Annotated in this window: 19 protein-coding genes; 8 read left to right on the top strand and 11 right to left on the bottom strand. The window is 70.5% G+C overall.

Annotated features, from left to right (window positions below; all coding sequences use genetic code 11):
* Nucleotides 1-109 precede the first annotated feature (109 nt).
* From IPJ17_06905 to pheA, 3 genes are all read right to left on the bottom strand, one after another.
* Complete coding sequence (locus IPJ17_06905; protein ID QQR75299.1) at nucleotides 110-748, bottom strand: hypothetical protein; 639 nt, start codon at nucleotides 746-748, stop codon at nucleotides 110-112.
* A 67-nt stretch (nucleotides 749-815) separates the two neighbouring features.
* Nucleotides 816-1,202, bottom strand: a complete 387-nt coding sequence (locus tag IPJ17_06900; protein ID QQR75298.1) for a DUF1801 domain-containing protein — start codon at nucleotides 1,200-1,202, stop codon at nucleotides 816-818.
* Between the two features lie 14 nt (nucleotides 1,203-1,216).
* The gene (gene pheA / locus IPJ17_06895) at nucleotides 1,217-2,356 is read right to left on the bottom strand and encodes a prephenate dehydratase (GenBank protein ID QQR75297.1); all 1,140 of its coding nucleotides are present in this window, start codon (nucleotides 2,354-2,356) and stop codon (nucleotides 1,217-1,219) included.
* Between the two features lie 63 nt (nucleotides 2,357-2,419).
* On the opposite strand from pheA, the gene IPJ17_06890 reads away from it, so the two are divergent.
* From IPJ17_06890 to IPJ17_06865, 6 genes are all read left to right on the top strand, one after another.
* The gene (locus IPJ17_06890; protein ID QQR75296.1) at nucleotides 2,420-3,175 is read left to right on the top strand and encodes an ABC transporter ATP-binding protein; all 756 of its coding nucleotides are present in this window, start codon (nucleotides 2,420-2,422) and stop codon (nucleotides 3,173-3,175) included.
* 28 nt (nucleotides 3,176-3,203) lie between these two features.
* A complete protein-coding gene (locus tag IPJ17_06885; protein QQR76109.1) occupies nucleotides 3,204-5,570 on the top strand; it encodes an FtsX-like permease family protein in 2,367 nt (788 codons plus the stop codon).
* A gap of 7 nt (nucleotides 5,571-5,577) precedes the next feature.
* Nucleotides 5,578-6,783, top strand: coding sequence for an HlyD family efflux transporter periplasmic adaptor subunit (locus IPJ17_06880; protein QQR75295.1), 1,206 nt, complete (start codon nucleotides 5,578-5,580; stop codon nucleotides 6,781-6,783).
* Nucleotides 6,784-6,868: 85 nt separating this feature from the next.
* Nucleotides 6,869-7,738, top strand: coding sequence for an NAD(P)-dependent oxidoreductase (locus IPJ17_06875; GenBank protein ID QQR75294.1), 870 nt, complete (start codon nucleotides 6,869-6,871; stop codon nucleotides 7,736-7,738).
* Nucleotides 7,735-8,640, top strand: coding sequence for a hypothetical protein (locus tag IPJ17_06870; protein QQR75293.1), 906 nt, complete (start codon nucleotides 7,735-7,737; stop codon nucleotides 8,638-8,640). Before IPJ17_06875 ends, IPJ17_06870 begins: the two co-directional genes overlap by 4 nt.
* Before the next feature lie 143 nt (nucleotides 8,641-8,783).
* Complete coding sequence (locus IPJ17_06865; GenBank protein QQR75292.1) at nucleotides 8,784-10,091, top strand: hypothetical protein; 1,308 nt, start codon at nucleotides 8,784-8,786, stop codon at nucleotides 10,089-10,091.
* Nucleotides 10,092-10,201: 110 nt separating this feature from the next.
* Here the strand turns inward: IPJ17_06865 and IPJ17_06860 are convergent, their stop codons facing one another.
* The 8 genes from IPJ17_06860 to IPJ17_06825 form a co-directional block, all read right to left on the bottom strand.
* Entirely contained in the window at nucleotides 10,202-10,798 is a 597-nt protein-coding gene (locus IPJ17_06860; protein ID QQR75291.1) for a dihydrofolate reductase, read from the bottom strand.
* Nucleotides 10,795-10,956: a hypothetical protein gene (locus IPJ17_06855; protein ID QQR75290.1), complete on the bottom strand. Its 162-nt coding sequence runs from the start codon at nucleotides 10,954-10,956 to the stop codon at nucleotides 10,795-10,797. The genes IPJ17_06860 and IPJ17_06855 overlap by 4 nt, the downstream gene beginning before the upstream one ends.
* Nucleotides 10,953-11,414 carry a DUF1801 domain-containing protein gene (locus IPJ17_06850; GenBank protein ID QQR75289.1) on the bottom strand — a complete coding sequence of 154 codons (462 nt, stop codon included), beginning with the start codon at nucleotides 11,412-11,414 and terminating at the stop codon, nucleotides 10,953-10,955. The genes IPJ17_06855 and IPJ17_06850 overlap by 4 nt, the downstream gene beginning before the upstream one ends.
* 88 nt (nucleotides 11,415-11,502) lie before the next feature.
* Entirely contained in the window at nucleotides 11,503-13,224 is a 1,722-nt protein-coding gene (locus IPJ17_06845; protein ID QQR75288.1) for an acyl-CoA carboxylase subunit beta, read from the bottom strand.
* On the bottom strand, nucleotides 13,178-15,829 hold the full coding sequence (locus tag IPJ17_06840; GenBank protein ID QQR76108.1) for a DEAD/DEAH box helicase family protein: 2,652 nt from the start codon (nucleotides 15,827-15,829) through the stop codon (nucleotides 13,178-13,180). Before IPJ17_06840 ends, IPJ17_06845 begins: the two co-directional genes overlap by 47 nt.
* A 21-nt stretch (nucleotides 15,830-15,850) precedes the next feature.
* Nucleotides 15,851-16,063, bottom strand: coding sequence for a type II toxin-antitoxin system Phd/YefM family antitoxin (locus IPJ17_06835; GenBank protein ID QQR75287.1), 213 nt, complete (start codon nucleotides 16,061-16,063; stop codon nucleotides 15,851-15,853).
* A gap of 10 nt (nucleotides 16,064-16,073) precedes the next feature.
* Nucleotides 16,074-16,325, bottom strand: coding sequence for a type II toxin-antitoxin system RelE/ParE family toxin (locus IPJ17_06830; protein ID QQR75286.1), 252 nt, complete (start codon nucleotides 16,323-16,325; stop codon nucleotides 16,074-16,076).
* Nucleotides 16,325-17,947 carry a site-specific DNA-methyltransferase gene (locus IPJ17_06825; GenBank protein QQR75285.1) on the bottom strand — a complete coding sequence of 541 codons (1,623 nt, stop codon included), beginning with the start codon at nucleotides 17,945-17,947 and terminating at the stop codon, nucleotides 16,325-16,327. Before IPJ17_06825 ends, IPJ17_06830 begins: the two co-directional genes overlap by 1 nt.
* Nucleotides 17,948-18,166: 219 nt before the next feature.
* On the opposite strand from IPJ17_06825, the gene IPJ17_06820 reads away from it, so the two are divergent.
* Together IPJ17_06820 and IPJ17_06815 are read left to right on the top strand one after the other, a co-directional pair.
* Complete coding sequence (locus tag IPJ17_06820; GenBank protein ID QQR75284.1) at nucleotides 18,167-18,724, top strand: sigma-70 family RNA polymerase sigma factor; 558 nt, start codon at nucleotides 18,167-18,169, stop codon at nucleotides 18,722-18,724.
* Nucleotides 18,721-21,507 carry a protein kinase gene (locus tag IPJ17_06815; GenBank protein QQR75283.1) on the top strand — a complete coding sequence of 929 codons (2,787 nt, stop codon included), beginning with the start codon at nucleotides 18,721-18,723 and terminating at the stop codon, nucleotides 21,505-21,507. Before IPJ17_06820 ends, IPJ17_06815 begins: the two co-directional genes overlap by 4 nt.
* Nucleotides 21,508-21,695 lie beyond the last annotated feature (188 nt).

Genomic DNA, 21,695 nt, shown 5'->3' with positions numbered 1-21,695 from the left:
GTGGCACCCAACCTCTCGCTCGCGATCGTGGCTCCAGCCCCGCTTGCTACCGTCCACCCTCGCTGCGGTGGACACCTGCCAGCCGTCGTTCCGATCAGCGAGTCATCGCCTAGTAGACGATCGAATCATCGCGAACGGCCTCGACGAGCTCCCAGCGGCCGGCCTTGCGGCGCAGGACATAGACCCAGTTCTGACCCGTCGGCCACCCTCGTGCGATGTAGGCACAGCCGACCGCGAGATCCCCGTCGACTCGAATGCGTCCTGGTTCGATGGCGAAACGGTAGCCGTACCTCGCATCGACTCGGTCCCAGTCGTTCTCGAGATTGCCGTCGCCATCCGTCGTCAGGCTCCCCAGCTCCTCGGGGGTGACCTCCCGGCATTCGGGACGGTTCGCACAAGCCTCGCGCCAGGGCACCGCCGCAAGATCCTGCGACGTCGCCGCCGAGCCGGAGAAGGCGGCAACCTCTTTGCGGCTCAACACACTCTGCGGGATGACGACGCCCTCGAGTGGACATGAGGTGATCTCTGCGTGGGGCTCCACCACCAGAAGCACCCTGAACTGGCTGCAGGCGGCGCGCACGATCACATCGGCGATCTGTCGAGCCCCGTCAAGGTCCACCACCGTGGGGTCAGTCGGAGGCGAACTCACCGCGCCGAAAGAGCAACAAGCGATGACCACAGGAAAGAGGAGGCCCGCCGCCCCCTTCGCGATCCCGCGAGCGAACCTCCCGGTCACGATCATCGACATGCAACGCCCGAGACGCAGGAGCGTGCCCGGCACCCGCGGCGTGCAGGCGCACCGCCGCGGCATGCGCTCAGCCCTTTCGCCCCGCGCCGCCCCGCCGTTTCCCCACCACCAGCTCGGCAATGCGCACCTTCACGAGCTTGCGGACCAGCGGGAGGGGGAGGGGCTTGTCGGGGGTGAAGCGGATGGTGCCCTTGCTGGTGCTCCAGGGGACGAGTTGGGCGGCGCAGACTTCGATCGGGTGGGCGCCGGGATAGAACGAGCAGTGCTTGGCGGCGGCGCCGTAATAGACGAGGACGCGGCCGGCGAGGCGGATCGCCGGGATGCCGTAGCTGATGCACTCCTCGGCGCCGGGGGCGGCGGCGAGGATGGCGCGGCGCAGCCGTTCAAGGGCGGCGCGCTGCGACTCGGGGAGCGCGGCGAGGTAGGCGTCGACGTCCGGCCCGGTCGGTCGCATCGGCCTCTCCCGGTCTACTCCGGGACCGCCTCCGCCCGCGGATAGGTGCCGAGCACGCGCAGCACGCGCGTGTGCTCGCGCACCGCGTCGAGCGCCGCGGCGACGCGTTCCGACGCCGCGTGACCTTCGAGATCGAGGTAGAAGCGGTACTGCCAGGGCTCGCCCGGAACCGGGCGCGACTCGAGCTTGGTCAGGTTGACGTTGCGGCGCGAGAGCTCGATGAGCGCCTCGCCGAGCGCCCCGGGGCGATGCGCCAGGACGACGAGCAGCGAGGTCTTGCATTCGGCGTCGGGAGGGCAGGGGCGCGCCTCGCGCGCCACCTCGACGAAGCGGGTGAAGTTGCCCTCCTGCGTCTGGATGCCGCGGGCGAGGATCTCGAGACCGAAGAGTCGCGCCGCCGCCGCGCCGGCGATCGCCGCGAGCTTCGGGTCGCCGAGCTCGCGTACCTTGCGCGCCGCGCCGGCGGTGTCGAACTCCTCGCGCGCCGCGATCCACGGATGGCGGTGGATGAACGCCTCGCACTGCCGGAGCGCCTGCGGGTGCGACATCACCGTCGTGACGTCCTCGAGGCGGGTGCCGGGGATCACCAGCAGACAGTGCTCGATCGCCGCCACCACCTCGGCGTTGATCGCCAGCCCGCCTTCGGCGAGCAGGTCGTAGGTCTCGTTGATCGAGCCCGCCGTCGAGTTCTCGATCGGCAGCAGCGCCACGTCCGCCTCGCCGCCGCGCACTGCCTCGGCGGCGCCGCGGAAGGTCTCGTGCCCGAAGAGCAGCGCCCCGCCCGTGCGACCGCCGAAGCGGCGCTGCGCGGCGAGATGGCTGAACGAGCCCTCGACACCCTGGTAGGCGACGCGCAGCGGCACCTCCTCGCGCGTCTCGATGAACGCCTGCTGGTGCGCCGTCGACATCGCCATGATGACGCGGTAGAGCCGCTCGACCTCGTGCGCATCGAGCCCCGATTCGACGGCGAGGTGGCGCACGCGGCGCAGCACCTGCTCCTCGCGCGTGCGGTCGCGGAACGGCGAGGCGGCGGCGAGCTTGGCGTTCGCCACCCGCTCGGCGATGGCCATCCGCTCCTTGAGCAGGGCGAGGAGGCGGCGGTCGAGCCCCTCGATCTCCTCGCGCAGCGCCTGCAGGTCGTTTCGCGGCTCCATGCCGGAAAGGCTATCCTTTTCCCGTTTCTCCGACGAGCCCGCGCGCGACGACGACCCCCGACCATGACCTTCGCGACACCGTCCGACCTTCCCGCGAGCCTCCCCGGACCCGCCCGCCCCGCCGTCTTCGCAGCGCGCGACCTGACCAAGGTCTACCCGATGGGCGAGCTCGAGGTGCAGGCGCTGCGCGGCGTCGACTTCGACCTCTTCGAAGGCGAGATGCTCGTCCTGCTCGGCCCCTCGGGCAGCGGCAAGTCGACGCTGCTCAACATCCTCGGCGGGCTCGACACGCCGACCAGCGGGCAAGTGCTCTACCGTGGCCAGGATCTCACCGCCGCCGGCGAGGCCGAGCTGACCGACTACCGCCGCCACCACGTCGGCTTCGTCTTCCAGTTCTACAACCTGATCCCCAGCCTGACGGCGCGCGAGAACGTGGCCCTGGTCACCGAGATCGTCGAGCATCCGATGCGGCCCGAGGAGGCGCTGGCGCTCGTCGGGCTCGGCCACCGGCTCGACCACTTCCCGGCGCAGCTCTCCGGCGGCGAGCAGCAGCGCGTGGCGATCGCCCGCGCCATCGCCAAGCGGCCCGCGGTGCTGCTCTGCGACGAGCCGACCGGCGCGCTCGACATCGCCACCGGCATCGTCGTGCTCGAGGCCCTGGCGGTGGCCAACCGCGAGCTCGGCACGGCGACGGCGGTCATCACCCACAACGCGGCGATCTCGGCGATGGCCGATCGCGTCGTGCGCCTCTTCGACGGACGGATCGCCGGCGTCGAGCGCAATCCACAGAAGCTCGCGCCCGCCGAGCTCTCCTGGTAGGCGGCGGCACGAGGACTCCGGCGTGACCATCTCCGCGCTCGACCGCAAGCTCCTGCGCGACCTCTGGGCGATGAAGGGGCAGGCGCTCGCCATCGCCCTCGTCGTCGGTGCGGGGGCGGCGATGTTCGTCGCCTATCTCTCGAACTTCGAGTCGCTGCGCCGCACCCGCGACGCCTACTACGAGCGGCAACGCTTCGCCGACGTCTTCGCCACGCTCAAGCGCGCGCCGCGCGCGCTCGAGGAAGAGATCGCGGCGATTCCCGGCGTCCTCGCGGTCGAGACGCGTGTCTCGGTCGACGTGGCGCTCGACGTGCCGGGCCTCGCCGAGCCCGCCTCCGGGCGGCTGCTGTCGATCCCGGCGGTCGGCCGGCCGCGGCTCAACGACGTGTTCCTGCGGCGCGGCCGCTTCCCGGAGCCCGGCAAGCCCGACGAGGTGCTGGCCAGCGAGGCGTTCTGCAAGGCGCACCGCTTCGGCCCGGGCGACTCGCTGCGCGCGGTGGTCAACGGGCGGCGGCGCACGCTGCGGATCGTCGGCGTCGCGCTCTCGCCGGAGTACGTCTACTCGATCCGCCCCGGCGAGCTGATCCCCGACGACCGCCGCTTCGGCATCTTCTGGATGGAGCGGCGCGCCCTCGGCAGCGCCTTCGACATGGAGGGAGGCTTCAACGAGGTCTCGCTGAAGCTGGCCCCGCAGGCCTCGGTCGACGAGGCGATCCTCCGCCTCGACCGCCTGCTCGCCCCCTACGGAGCGTTCGGCGCCATCCCGCGACGCCTGCAGTTCTCCGCCTGGACGCTCGAGAACGAGCTCACCCAGCTCGCCAACTTCGGGCTCATCGTGCCGGCGATTTTCTTCTTCGTCGCCGCCTTCATCCTCAACGTGGCGCTGACCCGCGCCCTGGCCTTGCAGCGGCCGCAGATCGCCTCGCTCAAGGCGCTCGGCTACGGCAACGCCGCGCTCGCCTGGCACTACCTCAAATGGGGGCTCGGCATCTCGATGGTGGGAGCGGCGCTCGGTCTCGTGGCTGGTCACCGCCTCGGCCTGGCGATGGTCGGCCTCTACAACCAGTACTTCCGCTTCCCGTCGCTCGACTATCGCCTGACCCTCGAGGTCGGTCTGGGTGCGGTCGGCGTCTCGCTCGTCGCCGCGGCGCTCGGTGCGGCGATCGCCGTGCGGCGCGCGGTGCGCATCCCCCCCGCCGAGGCGATGCGCCCCGAGCCGCCGGCGCGCTACCGGCCGAGCTTCGCCGAACGCACGCCGCTGCTCGCCCGGCGCGTCACCCACGCGACGCGGATGATCCTGCGCAACCTCGAGCGCACGCCGGCGCGCGCCGCCGCCTCGGTGGTCGGGATCGGCCTCGCCGGGGCGATTCTCGTCGTCGGCTTCGTCTTCACCAGCGCGATGGAGGAGATCGTCGGCTCGACCTTCTCGCTCGCCCAGCGCCAGGACGCCACGCTCGCCTTCGTCGAGCCGCTCTCCGCCGGGGCGCTCCACGAGGTCGAACGCCTGCCGGGGGTCCTCGCCGCCGAGCCGGCGCGCAACGTCGCCGCCCGCCTGCGCTCCGGCCATCGCCACCGCGACGTCGCCCTCACCGGCCGCGCGCTCGAGCCCCGCCTCGAGCGCCTCGTCGACCGCTACGGGCACGTCGTCGCCGTGCCGCCGTCCGGCCTCGCGCTCTCGCGCAAGCTCGCCGAGATCCTCGAGGTCGGCGTCGGCGACGAGGTCGCGGTCGAGGTGCTCGAGGGTCGGAGGCCGACGGCGCGCCTGCGCGTCGCCTCCCTGGTCGACGACGCGCTCGGGCTCGGCGCGACGATCGAGCTCGGGGCGCTGCACCGCCTGCTCGGCGAGGGCGAAAGCCTCTCCGGCGCCCGCCTGCTCGTCGACGCCGACGCGCTGCCCGCCCTCAACGCGCGCCTCAAGGGGCTCCCGGCGGTCTCCGGCGTGGCCTTCAAGCGCACCATGCTCGAGAGCTTTCGCGCCACCTTCGCCGAGAACATGAACATCATGGTGACCTTCAGCGTGATCTTCGCCGGCATCATCGCCTTCGGCGTGGTCTACAACTCGGCGCGGATCTCGCTCTCCGAACGCGAGCGCGAGCTCGCCAGCCTGCGCGTGCTCGGCTTCACCCGCGCCGAGATCTCCCTCATCCTGCTCGGCGAGCTCGCCGTGCTGACGCTGCTCTCGCTGCCGTTCGGCGGCCTGCTCGGCTGGGGGCTCTCGGCCTGGATCGTCGCCACCTTCGAGAACGAGATCTACCGCATCCCGCTGGTGGTGCACGCGAGCGCGCTCGCCTGGTCGGCGCTGATCGTCGCCGCTGCCGCCTTCTTCTCCGGCCTCACCGTCCGCCGCAAGCTCGACCGCCTCGACCTCGTTGCCGTGCTCAAGACCCGGGAGTAGAACCGCGATGCCCGCCATTCCCCGTCTGCTCAAGAACCCGCGACTGCTGGCCGGCGCCGCCGGCGTGGCGCTGCTCGCCGTCGTCGCCCTGCGCCCGCGTCCGGTGCCGGTCGACGTCGCGCCGCTTTCGCGCGGCCCGCTCGTCGTCACCCTCGACGAAGAGGGCGAGACGCGCGTGATCCGCCGCTTCCTCGTCACCGCACCGGTCTCCGGCCGCCTGTTGCGCATCGATCTGCGGCCCGGCGACCCGGTCGTCCAGGGCGGGACGACGCTCGCCACCATCCTCCCCGGCGATCCGACGCCGCTCGACGCCAGGAGCCGCGCCGAGGCCGAGGCGGCGCTCGCCGCCGCCCGCGCCACGCTCGACGGCGCTCGCGCCGAGGCCGGCCGCGCCGCCGCCGCCGAGAGCCTCGCCGCCGCCCAGCTCGCGCGCACGAAGAGCCTCGCCGACGACGGCATCGCCTCCGGCGAGACGCTCGACGCCCGCAGCGCCGACGCCCGCTCCGCCGCCGAAGGCAGGCGCGCCGCCGAGTTCGCCGTCGCCACCGCGACTCATCAGGTCGAAGCGGCGCGGGCACGACTCGCGCAGGCCCGCGGTGCCGCCGAGCGGCCCGGCACGCCGCTCGAGGTGCACGCGCCGATCACCGGCACGGTGCTGCGACGGCTGCGCGAAAGCGAGGGTCCGGTCGTCGCGGGCGAGCCGCTCGTCGAGCTCGGCGACCCGAGCGACCTCGAGATCGTCGCCGACTATCTTTCGACCGACGCGGTCCGCATCCGCCCCGGATCGACGGTGCGCATCGAGCGCTGGGGCGGCGGTGGGCCGCTCGCCGGGGTGGTGCGACGGGTCGAGCCCGCAGGGTTCACCAAGGTCTCGGCGCTCGGCGTCGAGGAGCAACGCGTCAACGTGCTCGTCGACTTCGCCGGCCCGGCGGCCGAGCGGGCGGCGCTCGGCGACGGCTATCGCGTCGAGGTGGCTGCGGTGCTCGCCGAGCGCGCCATGGCGACCAAGCTCCCCGTCTCCGCGCTCTTCCGCCACGAGGGCGAGTGGGCGGTCTTCGCCGTCGAGCACGGCCGCGCGCGCCGCCGCCCGGTCCAGATCGGCGAGCGCAATCCGCTCGAGGCCGAGCTGCTCGGCGGCCTCCCCGACGGCGCCGAGGTCGTCCTCCACCCCCCCGACTCGCTCGACGACGGCAGCCGCATCGAGCGGCGTTGATCGCTCTCCCGCAGGCCGGCTCGGAAGCGCTCGCCAGCACACGGCCCGCGCGATGCGACAGAATCGGCGCGACGAAGGAGGGACGATGCGCATCGCCTGGCTGGGAACGGGGCTCATGGGACGGCCGATGGCCGAGCGGATGCTCGCCGCCGGTCACGAGGTGACGGTCTGGAACCGCACGCGCGCGAAGACCGCGCCGCTCGCCGCGCTCGGCGCGCGGGTGGCCGACGAGGCGAGCGACGCGATCGCTTCGGCCGAGACGGTCTTCACCATGCTCCGCGACGGGGCGACCACCGAGGCGGCGCTGCTCGACGGCGACGCCGATCTGGCCGGTCGCGCGGTCGTCCAGATGGGGACGATCGCCAGCGTGGAGAGCCGCGAGCTGGCCAGCGCCGTCGCCGCACGCGGCGGCGAGTACCTCGAGGCACCGGTGCTCGGCAGCATTCCGCAGGCCACCGCCGGCACGCTGATCGTCTTCTGCGGCGGCGCGGCGGAGCTTCATGCCCGGCTCCAGCCGGTGCTCGCGGCGATCGGACCCCAGCCACGGCGGGTCGGTGAGGTCGGCGACGCCTCGACGCTCAAGCTCGCGCTCAACCAGATCATCGCCACCCAGGCGGCCGCCTTCTGCCTGTCGCTCGGCATCGTCCGCCGCGCCGGGCTCGACCTCGACGCCTTCCTCGAGATCCTGCGCGGCAGCCTCTTCTACTCGAAGTCGTTCGACGCGCGCCTGGCGCGCTACCTCGCACGCGACTACGCCAATCCCTCCTTCCCGCTCGAGCTGCTGGTCAAGGACCTCGACCTGGCGCGCGGCGAAGCGGATCGACTCGGTCTCGCCACCGCGGCGATCGACGGCGTGCGCGAGCTCGCGGCCCGCGCTGCCGGCGCCGGCTTCGGCGAGGTCGACTACGGCGCAATCTACGAAGCGGTCGACCCGCGGACGCCGGAGCGTCCGTGACCGCGGCCCGCTCGCGCCGCGCTCCCGAGCCCGCCCCGCTGCCGCTCGGCCTGCGCCTCGTCTCTGCCCTGGCCGCTCTCGGCGGCGGAGCGGCGCTCGTCACCCTCGGGGCGCTGCTGCGCCACCTCACCGCCGGACACCTCCTGCTCGACCTTCCGGGGGCGGGTTTCGCGGCGCTCGGCTCGACCGTCCTGCCGTTCGTCGCCGGCGCCTGGGCCGGAGCGGCGGCAGCGCGCGTCGCCGCCGTCGACACCGCGGCGCCGCGCCCGTCGGCGGTTGCGCTCGCCGCCACCGCCGGGGCGGCCGGAGCGAGCCTGGCGCTCTCGCTGGTGGCGGCCGGCACCGCGCCGGCCACGCTCTCCCGGGCGATCGAAGGCGGCGCCGCCGCGCTCGCCGCGCTCGGCCTCGGCTATCTCGCCGCGAGCTTCTCGGCCCCGCCGCTTGCCGGCCGGCGGCGCGCCCTCCCGCTCCTCCTGCCCGCCCTCGCCAGCGCCGTCGCGCTCCTCGGGGCCGCGACGACCGCGCACCACCTGCCGACCGCCGCCGCTCCGGCCGCTCGCCACGCCTGGGCGCTCGAGCAGCTCGGCGAGCCCTACCGGCTGGCCGTCGAACGCGTGACGACCGACGCCGACCTGCGCAGCGCCCTCGGCGAACCGCTCGCCGCCGCGCCCGCCGTCGACGGTCCCAAGCGCGTCCTTCGCGGGGCCGGCGGCTGGACCGCCACCTTCACCCTCGAAGTCCGTGGACCGCTCGGCTCGGCGACCTGCGAGCTTTCCGGGCTGCGCCCCCATGTCGGCGACCGCACGGTGCGCTGGGAGACGCCGGACTGCGGCGATCTGCCCGGCAGCGACGAGCTTCCGTCCGGCGAACGCTCGCCCACCCCGCGCCCGACACCCGGCTGACGCCGCTCCGCCGCCTGCGATCGCACGATCGCGCGCCGCCCCCGCACTCCGCGTGAGCGCGGGTGCGCTCGCCGTCGTCCGAGCCGACGGACGGACCCGGGTGTACCATGGCTTCACGGGGAGAGAACGGCGGAGGTCTCGCCATGCAGATCCTCCCGAATCGACGTTCGGTTCACCTCGCCGCGTCGACCCTCCTCGTCGCCCTCGGAACCGCGGGCGCCCCGGCCCAGTTGCTCGGCCCTGAATTCCAGGTCAACAGTTACACCTTCGGCACTCAGGCCCACCCCACCGTGGCGCTGGCGAGCTCGGCCGCCTTCGTCGTCGCCTGGGACAGCTACGGCGCCGACGGGTCGGCCCAGGCGATCTGCGCCCAGCGCTTCGATGCGTCCGGCGCACCGCTCGGCACCGAGATGGTGGCCAACACGTACGTCACGAGTGGGCAGCAACACCCGGCTCTCGGGGCGGATCGCTGGGGGAACTTCGTCATCGTCTGGGACAGTTACCTGCAGGACGGCTCGAGCTTCGGCATCTTTGCCCAGCGCTTCGCGGCGGGCGGAGTCGGCGTGGGAACGGAAATGGCCATCAACACCACCACCAACGATGACCAGGCCTACCCGGCGGTCGGCGTCGACGGCGGGAGCAACTTCGTCGCCGCCTGGGAAAGCACCGGCCAGGACGGCTCGGGGGCCGGCGTCTACGTCCGACTCTTCGAGCCCAGCGGAGTACCCCGCACCGGCGAGCTCCAGGTCAACACCTACACCGCAGGGCACCAGTGGTCGCCGGCTGTCGCGGTGCACAGCGGCGGCTCGTTCGTCGTCGTCTGGCACGACGACTCGCAGGACGGCTCGTCGCAAGGCGTCTACGCGCAGCGCTACGACGCGACCGGCAATCGCCTCGGCGGAGAGTTCCGCGTCAACACCGAGGTCACCAACCAGCAGTGGTGGCCCGCGATCGCCATGGACGCCGACGCCAACTTCGTCGTCGCCTGGGACAGTCAGGCTCAGGACGGCAGCGGCTACGGCATCTACGCCCAGCGCTTCGACGCCACGGGCACGCCGGTCGGCACCGAGTTCCGCGCCAACACGACGACCGCCAACGACCAGCGGATCCCCGCCGTGGCCATGGATCACTGGGGCAATTTCGTCGTCGCCTGGACGAGCACGGGACAGGACGGCTCGTCGAGCGGCGTCTACGCCCAGCGTTTCGACAACACCGGAGCGCGCGTCGGCGGCGAGTTGCAGATCAATGCCACCACCGCCGGCACGCAGCAGAGCCCCGATCTCGCCACCGACGGCTGGGGCAACTACGTCATCGCCTGGGAGAGCGAGAACCAGGACGGCAACGGCTACGGCATCTACGCCCGGCGTCTCCTCGCCACGCCGCTCGCCGACGGCTTCGAGCGCGGCGACCTCTGGCGCTGGAGCGCGGTGCTGGAAGTCGGCGACACCTGAGAACGGGCGGAGCCTCGGCGAAGGCCGCGCACGACCCAGCCGCGCGAGAAGCCCCGCCGCCAAAGGAGCCTGCACCTCGGTGACGTCCGGGTGTGCTTCCGCACCAGAAGTCAGACGTCGGATCGCTCGCGGCCCGAGCGACTGGCGCCCACCTCGTATCGCAGCTCCACCATGCCGTTCTTGTACGCTTCGACCTCGGTCAGGTGCAAAGCGACATCCCGATCGAGGCGGTCGAAGAACGGAATGCCGTCGCCGATCAAGATCGGGAGGATGGAGTAGCGAAGCTCGTCGGCCAGGCCGAGGCGGAGACATTCGGCGGCGACGATGCTGCCGCCGACGATCCAGATCGATCGGAACGCCGGCCGCAGGCGCCCGTTCACGAGCTCGGCCAGATCTCCCGAATAGAGCTCGACACTCTCCCGCGTCACGGGAAGTCTCCGACTCGTGAGGACGACGGTCGGCTTGTCGCCGTACGACCATCCCAGCCCCTGCGCCTCGAACCTCAATGCGGTTTCGTAGGTTCGAGATCCCATGACGTAGCACTCGATCGACCGCAGGAGCTCGCCGACGAACGCCGGATCCATCGTGCGTCCGCCGTCGAATTCGTCCACAGTCTCGAGCCAGTCGACGCGACCGTCTCGTCGCGCGACGTAGCCGTCGAGGCTCGCCGCCATGTGAACCGTCACGCGAGAGCTCGTGCTGGTCATCGCTTCCCTCCCACCGTGACGTGGCCGCGGAGCTTGCCTCCGAAACTGTCCGGCTCGCCGACGGTGCGCCGCACCTGGACTCCTGCGCTGCCCCACCGGGCGCCGCCGCCGATCAGGTCGGCGCCGCCGTCTTCCCTCCGCGGGCTCAGGTCGTTCACTTCCCTTCGTTGTCCGCCGGGCTCGTGCTCACCTCCGACGGACTCGCGAATCCCCGTCGGATCGCCTCTTTCAGCACCTCGACGTTCACCTCTCCGAGCTTCCGGAACTTGATGCAGTACCCCGTGACCTTCGCCTTGCCGATGCTCTCTCCGAAGGTCTGGCTGAGGTACTTCTTGTCGCTGATCCCGAGGATGTAGACGGAGATCCCCGTCGTGTTCGCGCTGATCCCGACCTGGTAGAACTCGCGGCTCTTTCCGTCGGCATTCCTCGAAGTCCGGCTTCCATAGCCGATGTTCGGATTCGACACCACCTTGCCGCTTTCGTCCTTGCCGTCGAGGTACCACAGCTTGCACCCCGGCATCAGCTCGAGAACGATGCGGTGCAGCTCCGCCAAGTCGCGTCGCTTGGGCTCCGGCTGCGCAGCCAGGTACTGTCCAATCTGGTCGTCGGTCTTCATGCAATTCTCCCTTCTCCGACGGGTGACGCGAGCCGTCGGTCGTGGCCACCCGCGCTCGGCGCGAGGCGTTCGATCTCGTCGCCGCCCCTCAGGTCTGCAACACCCCGGTGCGAAACGGCGGCAGCTCCGGGTTGCACGCCGCGCAGGCGAGGGCGCGAGAGATCGCCGTGCGGGTGGCGAGCGGGTCGACGATCGCGTCGACCCAGAGACGCGAGGCTGCGTAGCGCGGGTCCATCGCCGCTTCGTAGCGCGCCTGGATCGAGGAGAGCAGCTCGCGCTTCTCGTCTTCCGACACGTCGGCGCCGCGGTTCTTGAGCTGGATGCCGAGCAGCGTGCGGCTCGCCTGCTCGCCGCCCATCACCGCGATCGAGGCGCTCGGCCAGGCGAAGTGGAAGCGTGCGCCATAGGCCTTGCCGCACATCGCGTAGTTGCCGGCGCCGTAGGAGTTGCCGACGAAGAGGGTGATCTTCGGGACGACCGAGTTGGCCACCGCGTTGACCAGCTTCGCGCCGTCCTTGATGATCCCGCCGCGCTCGGCGCGCGAGCCGACCATGAAGCCGGTGACGTCCTGCAGGAAGAGCAGCGGGATCCCCTTCTGGTTGCAGATCTCGACGAAGCGCGCCGCCTTGTCGGCCGAGTCGCTGTAGATCACCCCGCCGATCTGCAGCTCCTTCTCGCCCGCCTTGGTGCCCGTCTTGCGGTGGACGATCAGCCGCTGATTCGCCACCACGCCGACCGCCCAGCCGTCGATCCAGCCGGTGCCGCAGACCAGCGTCTGCCCGTAGGTCTCCTTGAACTCGTCGAAGTCGCTCCCGTCGAGCAGACGGGCGATCAATTCGTGAGCGTCGTACGGCTTGTTGCGCTCGATCGGCAGGAGCCCGTAGAGCTCCTCGGCCGGATAGAGCGGCTCGCGGCTCTCGCGCCGCGCGAACGGCGCGCGCCCCCCCGCGGCGAGCTGCGCGAACTGGCTGCGCATCTTGGCGAGGCAGGAGGCGTCGTCGGGATGGCGGTGGTCGACGACGCCCGAGATGTCGCACTGCACGATGGCGCCGCCGAGCTCCTCGTTCTCGATCACCTCGCCGATCGCCGCCTTCACCAGATGCGAGCCGGCGAGGAAGATCGAGCCGGTGCCTTCGACGATGTGCGACTCGTCGCTCATGATCGGCAGATAGGCGCCGCCGGCGACGCAGGAGCCGAGGATCGCCGACATCTGGAAGACGCCGGCGGCCGAGAGTCGCGCGTTGTTGTAGAAGATCCGGCCGTAGTGCTCGCGGTCAGGGAAGATCTCGTCCTGCATCGGCAGGAAGACGCCGGCCGAGTCGACGAGGTAGACGATCGGCAGGCGGTTGTCGAGGGCGATCTCCTGGGCGCGCAGCACCTTCTTGATGCCGAGCGGGAACTTCGCCCCGGCCTTCACCGTCGGATCGTCGGCGACGACGACCACCTCGCGGCCGTGGATCCGACCGATGCCGGCGACCACACCCGCCCCGGGTGCGCCGCCCCACTCGCCGTACATTCCCCACGCCGCCCAGAGCCCGAGCTCGAGCCAGGGTGCATCCGGATCGCAGAGCCCGGCGACACGTTCGCGCGCCGAGAGCTTGCCCTGTTCGCGCTGCCGCGCGAGCGCCCTCTCGCCGCCACCGAGGGCGAGCCGTGACGCCTCCTCACCCAGCGCGGCCACCCGCCCGCGCCAGTGCGCCGCCCGCTGATCGAACAGCGCGTCCCGCTTGAGCGTGGTTTCGATGACGGCCACGAGCCCTCCCCTAATTCGACGCCGGCCCGACAGCCGCCGTCGCGGCTCGAATCGCATCGAGCAGGACGTCCCACGAACGCCGCGCGACCCACACGAACACGCAGCTTCCCCCGCTTCTCTCCGCCCACAGCTCACCGACGCGCCGCTTCGCCTGCTCTGCCTCGAGGTTCTCCCAAGGCTCGCCCTTGTACTCGACAACCAGGACTTTGCCGCTCGTCAGACGCGCCACGAAGTCCGGATAGAACTTCCCCCACGGAGTCTGCAGCCAGAAGGAGGTCTCCTCGCGGTCGCGCCCCGGCCCGGCAAGGTTCCGAACCCAGGTCTCCACACCCGCGGCACGGTCGAGGGTGCAGGCACAGTCAAACTCCTCACCCTCCGACTTCAACTCGCCCACTCGTCGAAACAGGTGCTTCCTGAACGAATAGCCCTCGCACATCCAGCTCGGAGCATAGCGATCGGGGTCGAAGACCATCTCGACCTCACTCGTCGTTCGCACTCGGTGCCCACCCGACCCGAAGAGGCACTGCTGCAAGCAGTTGGCGCGTGCATCGTCGCGAAGCTCTCCGAGTTTCCTCTCCATCGCTCGCCGAAGGCGGAATCGGTGTCGAGCGAGGTCGCCGATCGTGAGCCCTCGCACCCGTGTCAGGTTCTCGAGCGTCCGGAGCAGGTACTCCGAAACTTCGTGTATCCCCAAGTCCGGATGGTGAAGCTGTCGGTCGATCCAGTTCGCGAGACCGGGTTCGCTCCACCCCGGCTCCGGCGCAAGCAGGGCGAGCTGGCGCTCGAGGTCCTCGTTATAGAAGACGACCGCGGCCTGCCCCGACTCCTCCTGGATGTCGATCTCACCCGCTTCGGCCGGAGCCCGCCGAGTCGGGAACTCCGTTTCACTCAGGTACGGGTCCGCACCCGCCAACGACCAGCCCTCGTCGAGGAAGTGCTGTTCGTCGAACAACTCGACCTGGCCATCGAGCTCGATCGCCAGGCGGGGCACGCGAAGCGGCGCGAACGGCGCCCTCGCAGGCTCCGTCGTCTCGCCCCGGGACCTCGCCGCCAGGCGCCGGATCGCCGCCTTCGTTGCGGGCTCGTCGGCGCAGGCCAAGAGCTCGCGCTCTTCGGCTTCGGCAAGAGAGCCCTCGATCACCAGCTCGGAACGATCGTCCTCGAACCGAACACGCTCGCGCAGGGCTGGAGCCAGGCTCTCGAGCCGCGGCGGGGCCGGAACAGGTTCTCGCCAGGTCCTGAACAAGGGAAGCTCACCTTGGGGTTGCGCCGTAGCTCCCGCTTGCACCAGGTCTTCGGCCTCGAGCCGCTGAAAGCCGTTCTCGACCAGCGCGTCGCGCAGCGAACGCGCCGCCTCGGCGAAGCTCGGCGAGGCCACGAAGGCGAAGGCTCGATTCAGTTGCGGCTGCCGCTTTCGCTGCGCGCGGGGCAGTCGAAGGATCCGGCCGAGGATCTGCTCGACCGCCGTCGCCGAGGACTGCTCGGCTACCGAGCACAGCACCGAGGCCCATGGGCAGTCCCACCCCTCGCGGAGCTTCTGCACCGTCAGCACGACCCGTATCGGGCATGCAGGGCTCATCAAATCGACGCCGTCGAGCTCGTGCGTCTGGTAGGCCTCCACCGCGATCTGCTCCGGTGGAACGCGGTACTGATCGATCAGTGCTCCCTTGAGCATCTCGACCGTCAACGACTCGTGCTGCGCGCTTCGCGGCTGCGCCTGCAACAGCAGGATCGGACGGATGTGCTCGCCGGTCTCGGCCTGCTCGGCGGCAGCCAGGGTCTCGAGCTCTCGCCGCTTCGCGAGGGCGTCGCCCAAGACCTCCTGCCAATCTGCATGCGTGACCAGCTCGATCGGCAGCTTGACCATCTCTGCAACCTTGAGCTCCAGGGCGGAGACGTGGTGGAGTACGTTGCTCGCGAAGTAACCCTGGTCCGGACGATTGGTGGTCTCGGGTGTGGCGGTCATCTCGACCACGACGGATGGCGCAAACCGCGCCAGCGTTGCGAACGAGAGCGGAGTCCGCGCGTTGTGCGCCTCGTCCATGATGACGATCGGGCGGCGCAGCCGAAGCACGTTGGCGAGCGAGAAGGCGTGGGTTCCGTCCGCCTCGCGTTCCAGCAGCGCCGTCTGCTCGGGTCCAAGCCCAGAAAAATGGTGTTCGAGCGCTCCCGACGATTCGTAGATCTTGCGGCCGTCGACGTCCTGGACGCGGAGAGCGGCAAGCGTGGCGACGATCACCACCGTCTCGCCACCGAGAACCGCGCGTTGAAGGTAGAGCGCTTCGGAGAGGTCAACGACACGCACGGGGCCCGACACTACCTGTTCGAGGGCTTGGCGATAGGGGTGCGCGCGGTCGCGGAGCGCCGCCAGAGTCTGTTCACGGATGGCGTTCGAAGGCACCAGCCAGAGACAGACCGCGTGCTCGACCGCGAGAAACTCCCGCGTAACCAAGCCGACCGCGTAGCTCGCGAGCAGCGTCTTGCCACCACCGGTCGGCAATCGCAGACAGACGTAGGGAAGATCCGGCAGGTCGGGCACCGAGAGGTAGGGCCGATCGGTCCGCAGGATGAATGCGCGGCGAGCACCCTGGTGACGCGCCTCTCGCAGGTAGTTCGTCAGCGCAGCGAGAGCGCGCTCCTGGTAGGGCTTGAGGGCGAACAGAGTGGCCCCCCGAGGCGGAAATCAGCCTTCCGAGCGCGGGAGTCCGAGCTCCTCGCGCACTTCGTCGATGGAGTACGACCGCTTCCCCTGATTCTCTTCGCGGGCGCGGAAGAGAGCGACAAGATCTTCGAGCTCATCGAGCCGCTCCTCGATGGCGCGGAACTCGAAATAGGGAAGCACGACGAACTGCTTCTCACCGTCTTTCTCGAGGTATTGAGGATGAACGTCGACCATGACCAGTTCCCTACCGTTCATAGGCTTCCCGGCGGTTTCGAATCCTCAGAACCAGAATCCTGTCGCCGTCGAGATCGAATAGTACCCGATAGTCCCCGACCCGCAGCCGATACCCGACCGTGAAACCCTGGAGCTTCCGAACATCGCCGGCAAAGCCCTCCCTCAGCTGCTCCAGCCGGGCGAGGACCCGCTCGGCGTCGCGCAGAGGAAGGTCGCGGAGATCGCGCCGGGCTGTTGACAGGATCTCGACCCGATAGCGCATCAGCCCACGCGAATCTCGTAGGGAACCTGTTTGAAGACAATGCCCTCACGCGCCAGGCGATCGCGTGAAAGACGGCTGGACTCGCCATAGATTACCCGCGGACCATCGTGCTCCGGGAGAGCCGCCAGCACATCCCGAGTCAGCACATTGCCACCAACCGGCCTTAGGTCACCGAGAATGCCGTTGAACAGAAGGTAGATCGCCCGCCCCTGGTGCACACCGAGCAGAGGGGTGCAGCCCGAGTCTCGCCTGGAGATCGGTGTCCCCGTCTCACTGAAAAACACGTGTGCGGCCAGGTCGGGAAACGTGACGCGCTCGTTGATTCGCCCAGCTTCGTCGAATAGTGCCTCGCCGAGGCGGCAGTATCGAAATCCACCACCAAGACCCTGAATCCCCTCTCCTGTACCAAGACGTCGACTCGAGTACCCATCGACGACATTCTTCAGCCGCTGCCTCGCCACTCCGCGGCATATTGCTTGGTCAAGTTCGACCAAGATAAACCGTCGTACACCATTGTCGGTCTTGTTGGACTGCATGACGGCCTGGCCTGTTGTGCCAGTCCCCGCGAAGGAATCGAGAATGAGGGCTGTGTCTCCCCCCGCGATATTGATAATGCGGCGGATCAGTCGAGTTGGCTTCGGAGTCACAAATACCGATGCCGAGTCATCGAAGTCGCAAATCGCCAGCAACTCTTGCTTGGCCTCTTGCGTGTGTCCGACCTCCTCGTATCGCCACAATGTCTGAGGCACGACGCCTTGCTTCACTTCGCTGAGAAACCTCTTGATCTGCGGAATCGAATCGCGATTCCTTCCCCACCAGATTCGGTTGTCTCGATCAAGCCGATCAAACTCTTCTCGTGACACTCGCCAGTACATGCCACGCGGTGGCCCGTCGACAACTCGGCCGGATGGGCAGGTGATCGGGTAGGTGCCCCGGCTGTACGGGTTCCGGGCAGAAAGATCGCTCGTCTTCCATGGCCCCCGAGCATCACCATCGAGGTTCCTGTACCGGCGATCTTGCTCCTCGCTTCGCGGCAGGAGATTCGGGGCCCAGCGTTCAGCGTCCTTGGCGTAGACCACCAAATAGTCGTGATCTTCCGAGAAATGCCGGGCTGAGTTCTTCGGCGAGTACACCTTCTGCCAGATCACAGTTGCCACGAAGTTCTTCTTCCCGAAGATCTCGTCGAGAATGCTGCGCAGGTGCTGGACCTCGCAGTCATCAACACTGACGAAGAGAGCTCCGTCTTGAGTCAGAAACTCCCACAGCAGCGCCAGCCGCGGGTACATCATGCACAGCCACTTGTCGTGGCGGGAGAGGTCTTCGGCTTCGCGGCCGACGACTTCGCCGAGCCATTTGCGGATCTCGGGGCTGTTGACGTTGTCGTTGTAGACCCAGCCCTCGTTTCCCGTGTTGTAGGGCGGGTCGATGTAGATGCACTTGACCTTGCCGGCGTAGTAGGGAAGCAAGGCCTTCAGCGCGTGAAGATTGTCACCCTCGATGAGGAGATTCCCGGACTCCGGGTCGCCAACCGACAGCTCGGGGTCGCATTTCAGCAGCCGGAAAGGGATCTCCCGGTGGTGGTTGACAACCGCCCGCTTTCCGATCCATTCGAGTGTGGGCATGCGAGGACGTATTGTTCCACGCCACACGCCGCCGTCCAAGGGTTCGGCACTGCCCTCCAGCCGCCGCGTGGAAATGCCAGCGGAACGGCGCCTCGCGACTCGTCTCGAACCGGTCGGGTCTTGGCGCACCCGAGGTCCGTTAGGATCCGCGCACCGAATCCGTTCGACGAAGCCCGCCCGTCGGCCTTGCAGGCAGGGTGGACCCTGGGAGTCCATGCGATGGAACGCAGCGACGAGATGCTCGAGCTCCTGCACGCCTCGGCCAAAGGCGATCGAGCGGCCTTCGACGCGCTGCTGCCGTTGCTCTACCCGGAGCTGCGCCGGATCGCCCACCGCCAGCTCGCGCGGGTGCGCGCCGGCGAGACGTGGAACACCACGGCGCTCGTCCACGAGGCCTACCTCAAGCTCGCCGGGCACCCGGGCGGCTACGCCGACCTGCCGCACTTCTACGCCGTCAGCGCGCGCGCCATGCGCCATCTGTTGGTCGACTTCGCCCGCCGCCGCACGGCCGCCAAGCGGGGCGGACCGCAGATGCCGGAGACGCTCGACGAGAGCCTCGTCGGCGCCGCGGCCGAAGCCGAGCGCGTCCTGGCGGTCGAGCAGGCGCTTTCGCGTTTGGCTGAATTGGACCCCCGTCTCGTCCAGGTGGTCGAGTGCCGGGTCTTCGCCGGCTACACCGAGGAGGAGACGGCTGCCGCGCTCGAGCTCTCGCTGCGCTCGGTGCAGCGCTACTGGCAGCGAGCGCGCGCCTGGCTCGCCGAGGAGATGCGACCTTGACCGACCGTCGACGGCTCGACGACCTGCTCGACCGCGCACTCGATCTTCCCGCCGAGGAGCGCAGCGCGTTTCTCGACCGCAGCTGCCACGACACGGCCGAGCGCGACGCGGTGGCGCGGCTGCTCGCCGCGAGCGGCCCGAGTGACGCCAGCCTGGCGAGCGGAACCGTCGAGCCGCTCGCCCCCCGGCTCTGGGAGGAGCTCGCCGAGCCGGGGGGCGGAGCGCTTCCGGCGGGGACGCGTCTCGGGGCCTACCGCGTGCTCGGCGAGATCGGCCGCGGCGGCATGGCGGTCGTCCACCTCGCCGAGCGCGCCGATGGCCAGTACGAGCAGCGCGTCGCCCTGAAGATCCTCCAGCGGCCGGCCTCCGATGCGAACGCCGTCGCCCGCTTCGAGCGCGAGCGACGGATCCTCGCCAGCCTCGAGCACCCCGGCATCGCCCGCATCCTCGACGGCGGCATCGCCCCCGACGGTCGCCCCTGGTTCGCCATGGAGCATGTCGACGGGGCGCGCATCGACGCCTGGTGCGACGAACGGCGGCTCGATCTCGCGGGCCGCCTGCGGCTCTTCGCCGACGTGGCGCGCGCCGTCGCCGCGGCGCATCGCCAGCTCGTCGTGCATCGCGACATCAAGCCCTCGAACATCCTCGTCTCGCCGGAGGGCCGCCCCAAGCTCCTCGACTTCGGCATCGCCAAGCTCCTCGAAAGCGACCCCACCGACGCCGCGGCCGCCTCCGACGAGCTGACTCACGCGGCGATCCCGCTGGCGCTGACGGCACCGATGACCCCGAGCTACGCCAGCCCCGAGCAGGTCGCCGGCGCGCCGGTCACCACTGCCTCCGACGTCTACCAGCTCGGCCTGCTGCTCTACGAGCTGCTCACCGGCGAACGCGCCTTCCCCGGCGAGCGCTCGACGCCGGAGTCGCTGCGCCGCCGCGCCGAAGGGCCCGAGCCGACCCGGCCGAGCGCCGCGGTCTCCTCGAACCCGGACGGCGAGCAGGCGCGGCGGCGCGGCTGCACCTCGCCACGCGAGCTGCGGCGCCGACTTGCCGGCGACCTCGACACGATCGTCACCACGGCCCTGCGTCCGCTCGCCGAGCGGCGCTACGAATCGGCAGCGACGATGGCCGCCGACGTCGAGCGCTTCCTCGCCGGCCGGCCGATCCTCGCCCGCCCCGACACGCTCACCTATCGGACGCGCAAGTTCGTCGGCCGCCATCGCTGGGCGGTCGGCGTGGCCACGGTCGCCGCGGTCGCGCTCGTCGCGCTCGCCACCGTCGACGCCGCACGCCTGCGCAGCGAGCGCGACGCTGCCGAGCGCGAGGCGCAGAAGGCGCGGCAGGTGTCGCGCTTCCTCGCCGACCTCTTCGAGGCGAGCGACCCGTTCACCGCCAAGCGGGTCGCCGGACGCACCGCTCTCGAGCTGCTCGACGACGGAGCGAGGCGCGTCGAGGAGGGCGGCGCGCTCGCCGGCGAGCCGGAGGTGCGGGCGGCGCTGCTCGACACCCTCGGCGAGGTCTACGGCGGGCTCGGCCTGTCGGACCAGGCGCTGCGCGCCAACGCGCAGGCGCTCGCGCTGCGCCGGGAGCGACTCGGCGCGGCGCATCCCGAAACGCTCGAGAGCCGCCTCGCCGAGGTCTCGCTGACCCGCGGCGCGGGGAAGCTCGACGAGGCGCGCGACCTCGCCCGCGCCCTGCTTCCCGAGCTGGAGTCCGCCCTCGGCCCGCACGACTGGCGCGTCGCCGAGCTGAAGATGCAGCTCACCCTGGCGATTCTCGAGAAGGGCAGCCTCGACGAAGCGAAGGACCTGATCGCAAGCGCCGTGTCGATCGAAGAGAGCCAGCGGCCCCCCGATCCGGCGCGGCTCTCGCGCCTCCTCGGCGTGCAGTCGTCGGTTTCGAGCCGCAAGGGCGACGCCGAGCTCGCCGTCGCCGAGGGACGCCGGGCGATCGAGCTGCAACGCCGTCTCGACCCGGAGAACCCGCGAATCGCCAGCATCCTCGGCGGACTCGCCGGCGACCTGCAGAACCTCGGCCGCGCGACCGAGGCGCGCGACGCCCTGCTCGAGGCCGAACGGATCCTGCTCGCCCGCACCGGCATCGAGCACCCGCTCGCGCTTCGCCTCTCGATCCGCATCGCCAACCTCGCCATCCTCCTCGGCGACCCGGCAGCGGGCCTCGCCCGCCTCGACGCCCACCTGCCGATCGCCGAACGCGTGCTCGGGGCGAAGAGTCACTGGATCGGCTACGGCAGGATGCGCCGCGCGATGGCGCTCGTCGACCTCGGTCGGCCCGACGAGGCGCTCGCGGAGGCGGCTCGAGGGCGCGACGCCACGGTCGCCGCGCTCGGCGAAGCGGCGCCGCTCGCCATCGACGCCAACCGCCGTCTGGCCGGCATCCAGAAGGACACCGGGCACTTCGCCGAAGCGCGCGTCACGCTCCTGCACACGCTCGAGCTCGCCGAGCAGAAGCTCCCCGCCGGCAACACCGTGACACCCACCACGCTCCACGAGCTCGCCGACGTCGAGTTGGCGCTCGGCGACGCGGCGGCGGCCGAGCAGGCGATCACGCGGGCGCTCGCCCGGCAGTCCGCTCTCTGGCCGGACGGCCACGTCGACCTCGCGCGCGCCTACGCCTCGCAGGCGGAGATCCTTGCTCGTCGCGGTGATGCCGCCGGTGCCCGCGCCGCGCTCAGGCGCGCGCTCGAGATGGCAGGGCGCGTCGAGGGCGTCACGCCAGCGCTGCGGGAACGCCTCGCCGAGATCGAGAGGCGCCTGCCGCGCTAGCGCTCCCCCTCCCACGCTCCGCGGCCAGCCGGGCGACGGACGCGCTGCCGCCCGGAGCGCAACGCAGGCCGGCGGTGGTCGAGGCGGTCGAAGGAGCCGGCAAGTGGCTCCGCCGCCGCCCGGTCGACCCTCCGCCGCTCGAGCAGCGGATGCCCCTTCGACTCACCGGCGACGGAATGGCGATCCCG

The sequence above is a fragment of the Holophagales bacterium genome (assembly GCA_016699405.1).
Taxonomy (GTDB): Bacteria; Acidobacteriota; Thermoanaerobaculia; order Multivoradales; family JAGPDF01; genus JAAYLR01.
The sequence above is the reverse complement of the archived record's forward strand: the minus strand, read 5'-3'. Positions and strand labels throughout refer to the sequence as shown.

What these genes read in the sequence shown, in the direction of transcription:
- IPJ17_06835 (QQR75287.1), bottom strand. Translation starts at nt 16,063, where the DNA reads ATGGTCGACGTTCATCCTCAATACCTCGAGAAAGACGGTGAGAAGCAG.
- IPJ17_06890 (QQR75296.1), top strand. Translation starts at nt 2,420, where the DNA reads ATGACCTTCGCGACACCGTCCGACCTTCCCGCGAGCCTCCCCGGACCC.
- IPJ17_06850 (QQR75289.1), bottom strand. Translation starts at nt 11,414, where the DNA reads ATGAAGACCGACGACCAGATTGGACAGTACCTGGCTGCGCAGCCGGAG.
- IPJ17_06820 (QQR75284.1), top strand. Translation starts at nt 18,167, where the DNA reads ATGGAACGCAGCGACGAGATGCTCGAGCTCCTGCACGCCTCGGCCAAA.
- IPJ17_06845 (QQR75288.1), bottom strand. Translation starts at nt 13,224, where the DNA reads ATGCGATTCGAGCCGCGACGGCGGCTGTCGGGCCGGCGTCGAATTAGG.
- IPJ17_06905 (QQR75299.1), bottom strand. Translation starts at nt 748, where the DNA reads ATGTCGATGATCGTGACCGGGAGGTTCGCTCGCGGGATCGCGAAGGGG.
- pheA (QQR75297.1), bottom strand. Translation starts at nt 2,356, where the DNA reads ATGGAGCCGCGAAACGACCTGCAGGCGCTGCGCGAGGAGATCGAGGGG.
- IPJ17_06875 (QQR75294.1), top strand. Translation starts at nt 6,869, where the DNA reads ATGCGCATCGCCTGGCTGGGAACGGGGCTCATGGGACGGCCGATGGCC.
- IPJ17_06880 (QQR75295.1), top strand. Translation starts at nt 5,578, where the DNA reads ATGCCCGCCATTCCCCGTCTGCTCAAGAACCCGCGACTGCTGGCCGGC.
- IPJ17_06825 (QQR75285.1), bottom strand. Translation starts at nt 17,947, where the DNA reads ATGCCCACACTCGAATGGATCGGAAAGCGGGCGGTTGTCAACCACCAC.
- IPJ17_06860 (QQR75291.1), bottom strand. Translation starts at nt 10,798, where the DNA reads ATGACCAGCACGAGCTCTCGCGTGACGGTTCACATGGCGGCGAGCCTC.
- IPJ17_06830 (QQR75286.1), bottom strand. Translation starts at nt 16,325, where the DNA reads ATGCGCTATCGGGTCGAGATCCTGTCAACAGCCCGGCGCGATCTCCGC.
- IPJ17_06900 (QQR75298.1), bottom strand. Translation starts at nt 1,202, where the DNA reads ATGCGACCGACCGGGCCGGACGTCGACGCCTACCTCGCCGCGCTCCCC.
- IPJ17_06865 (QQR75292.1), top strand. Translation starts at nt 8,784, where the DNA reads ATGCAGATCCTCCCGAATCGACGTTCGGTTCACCTCGCCGCGTCGACC.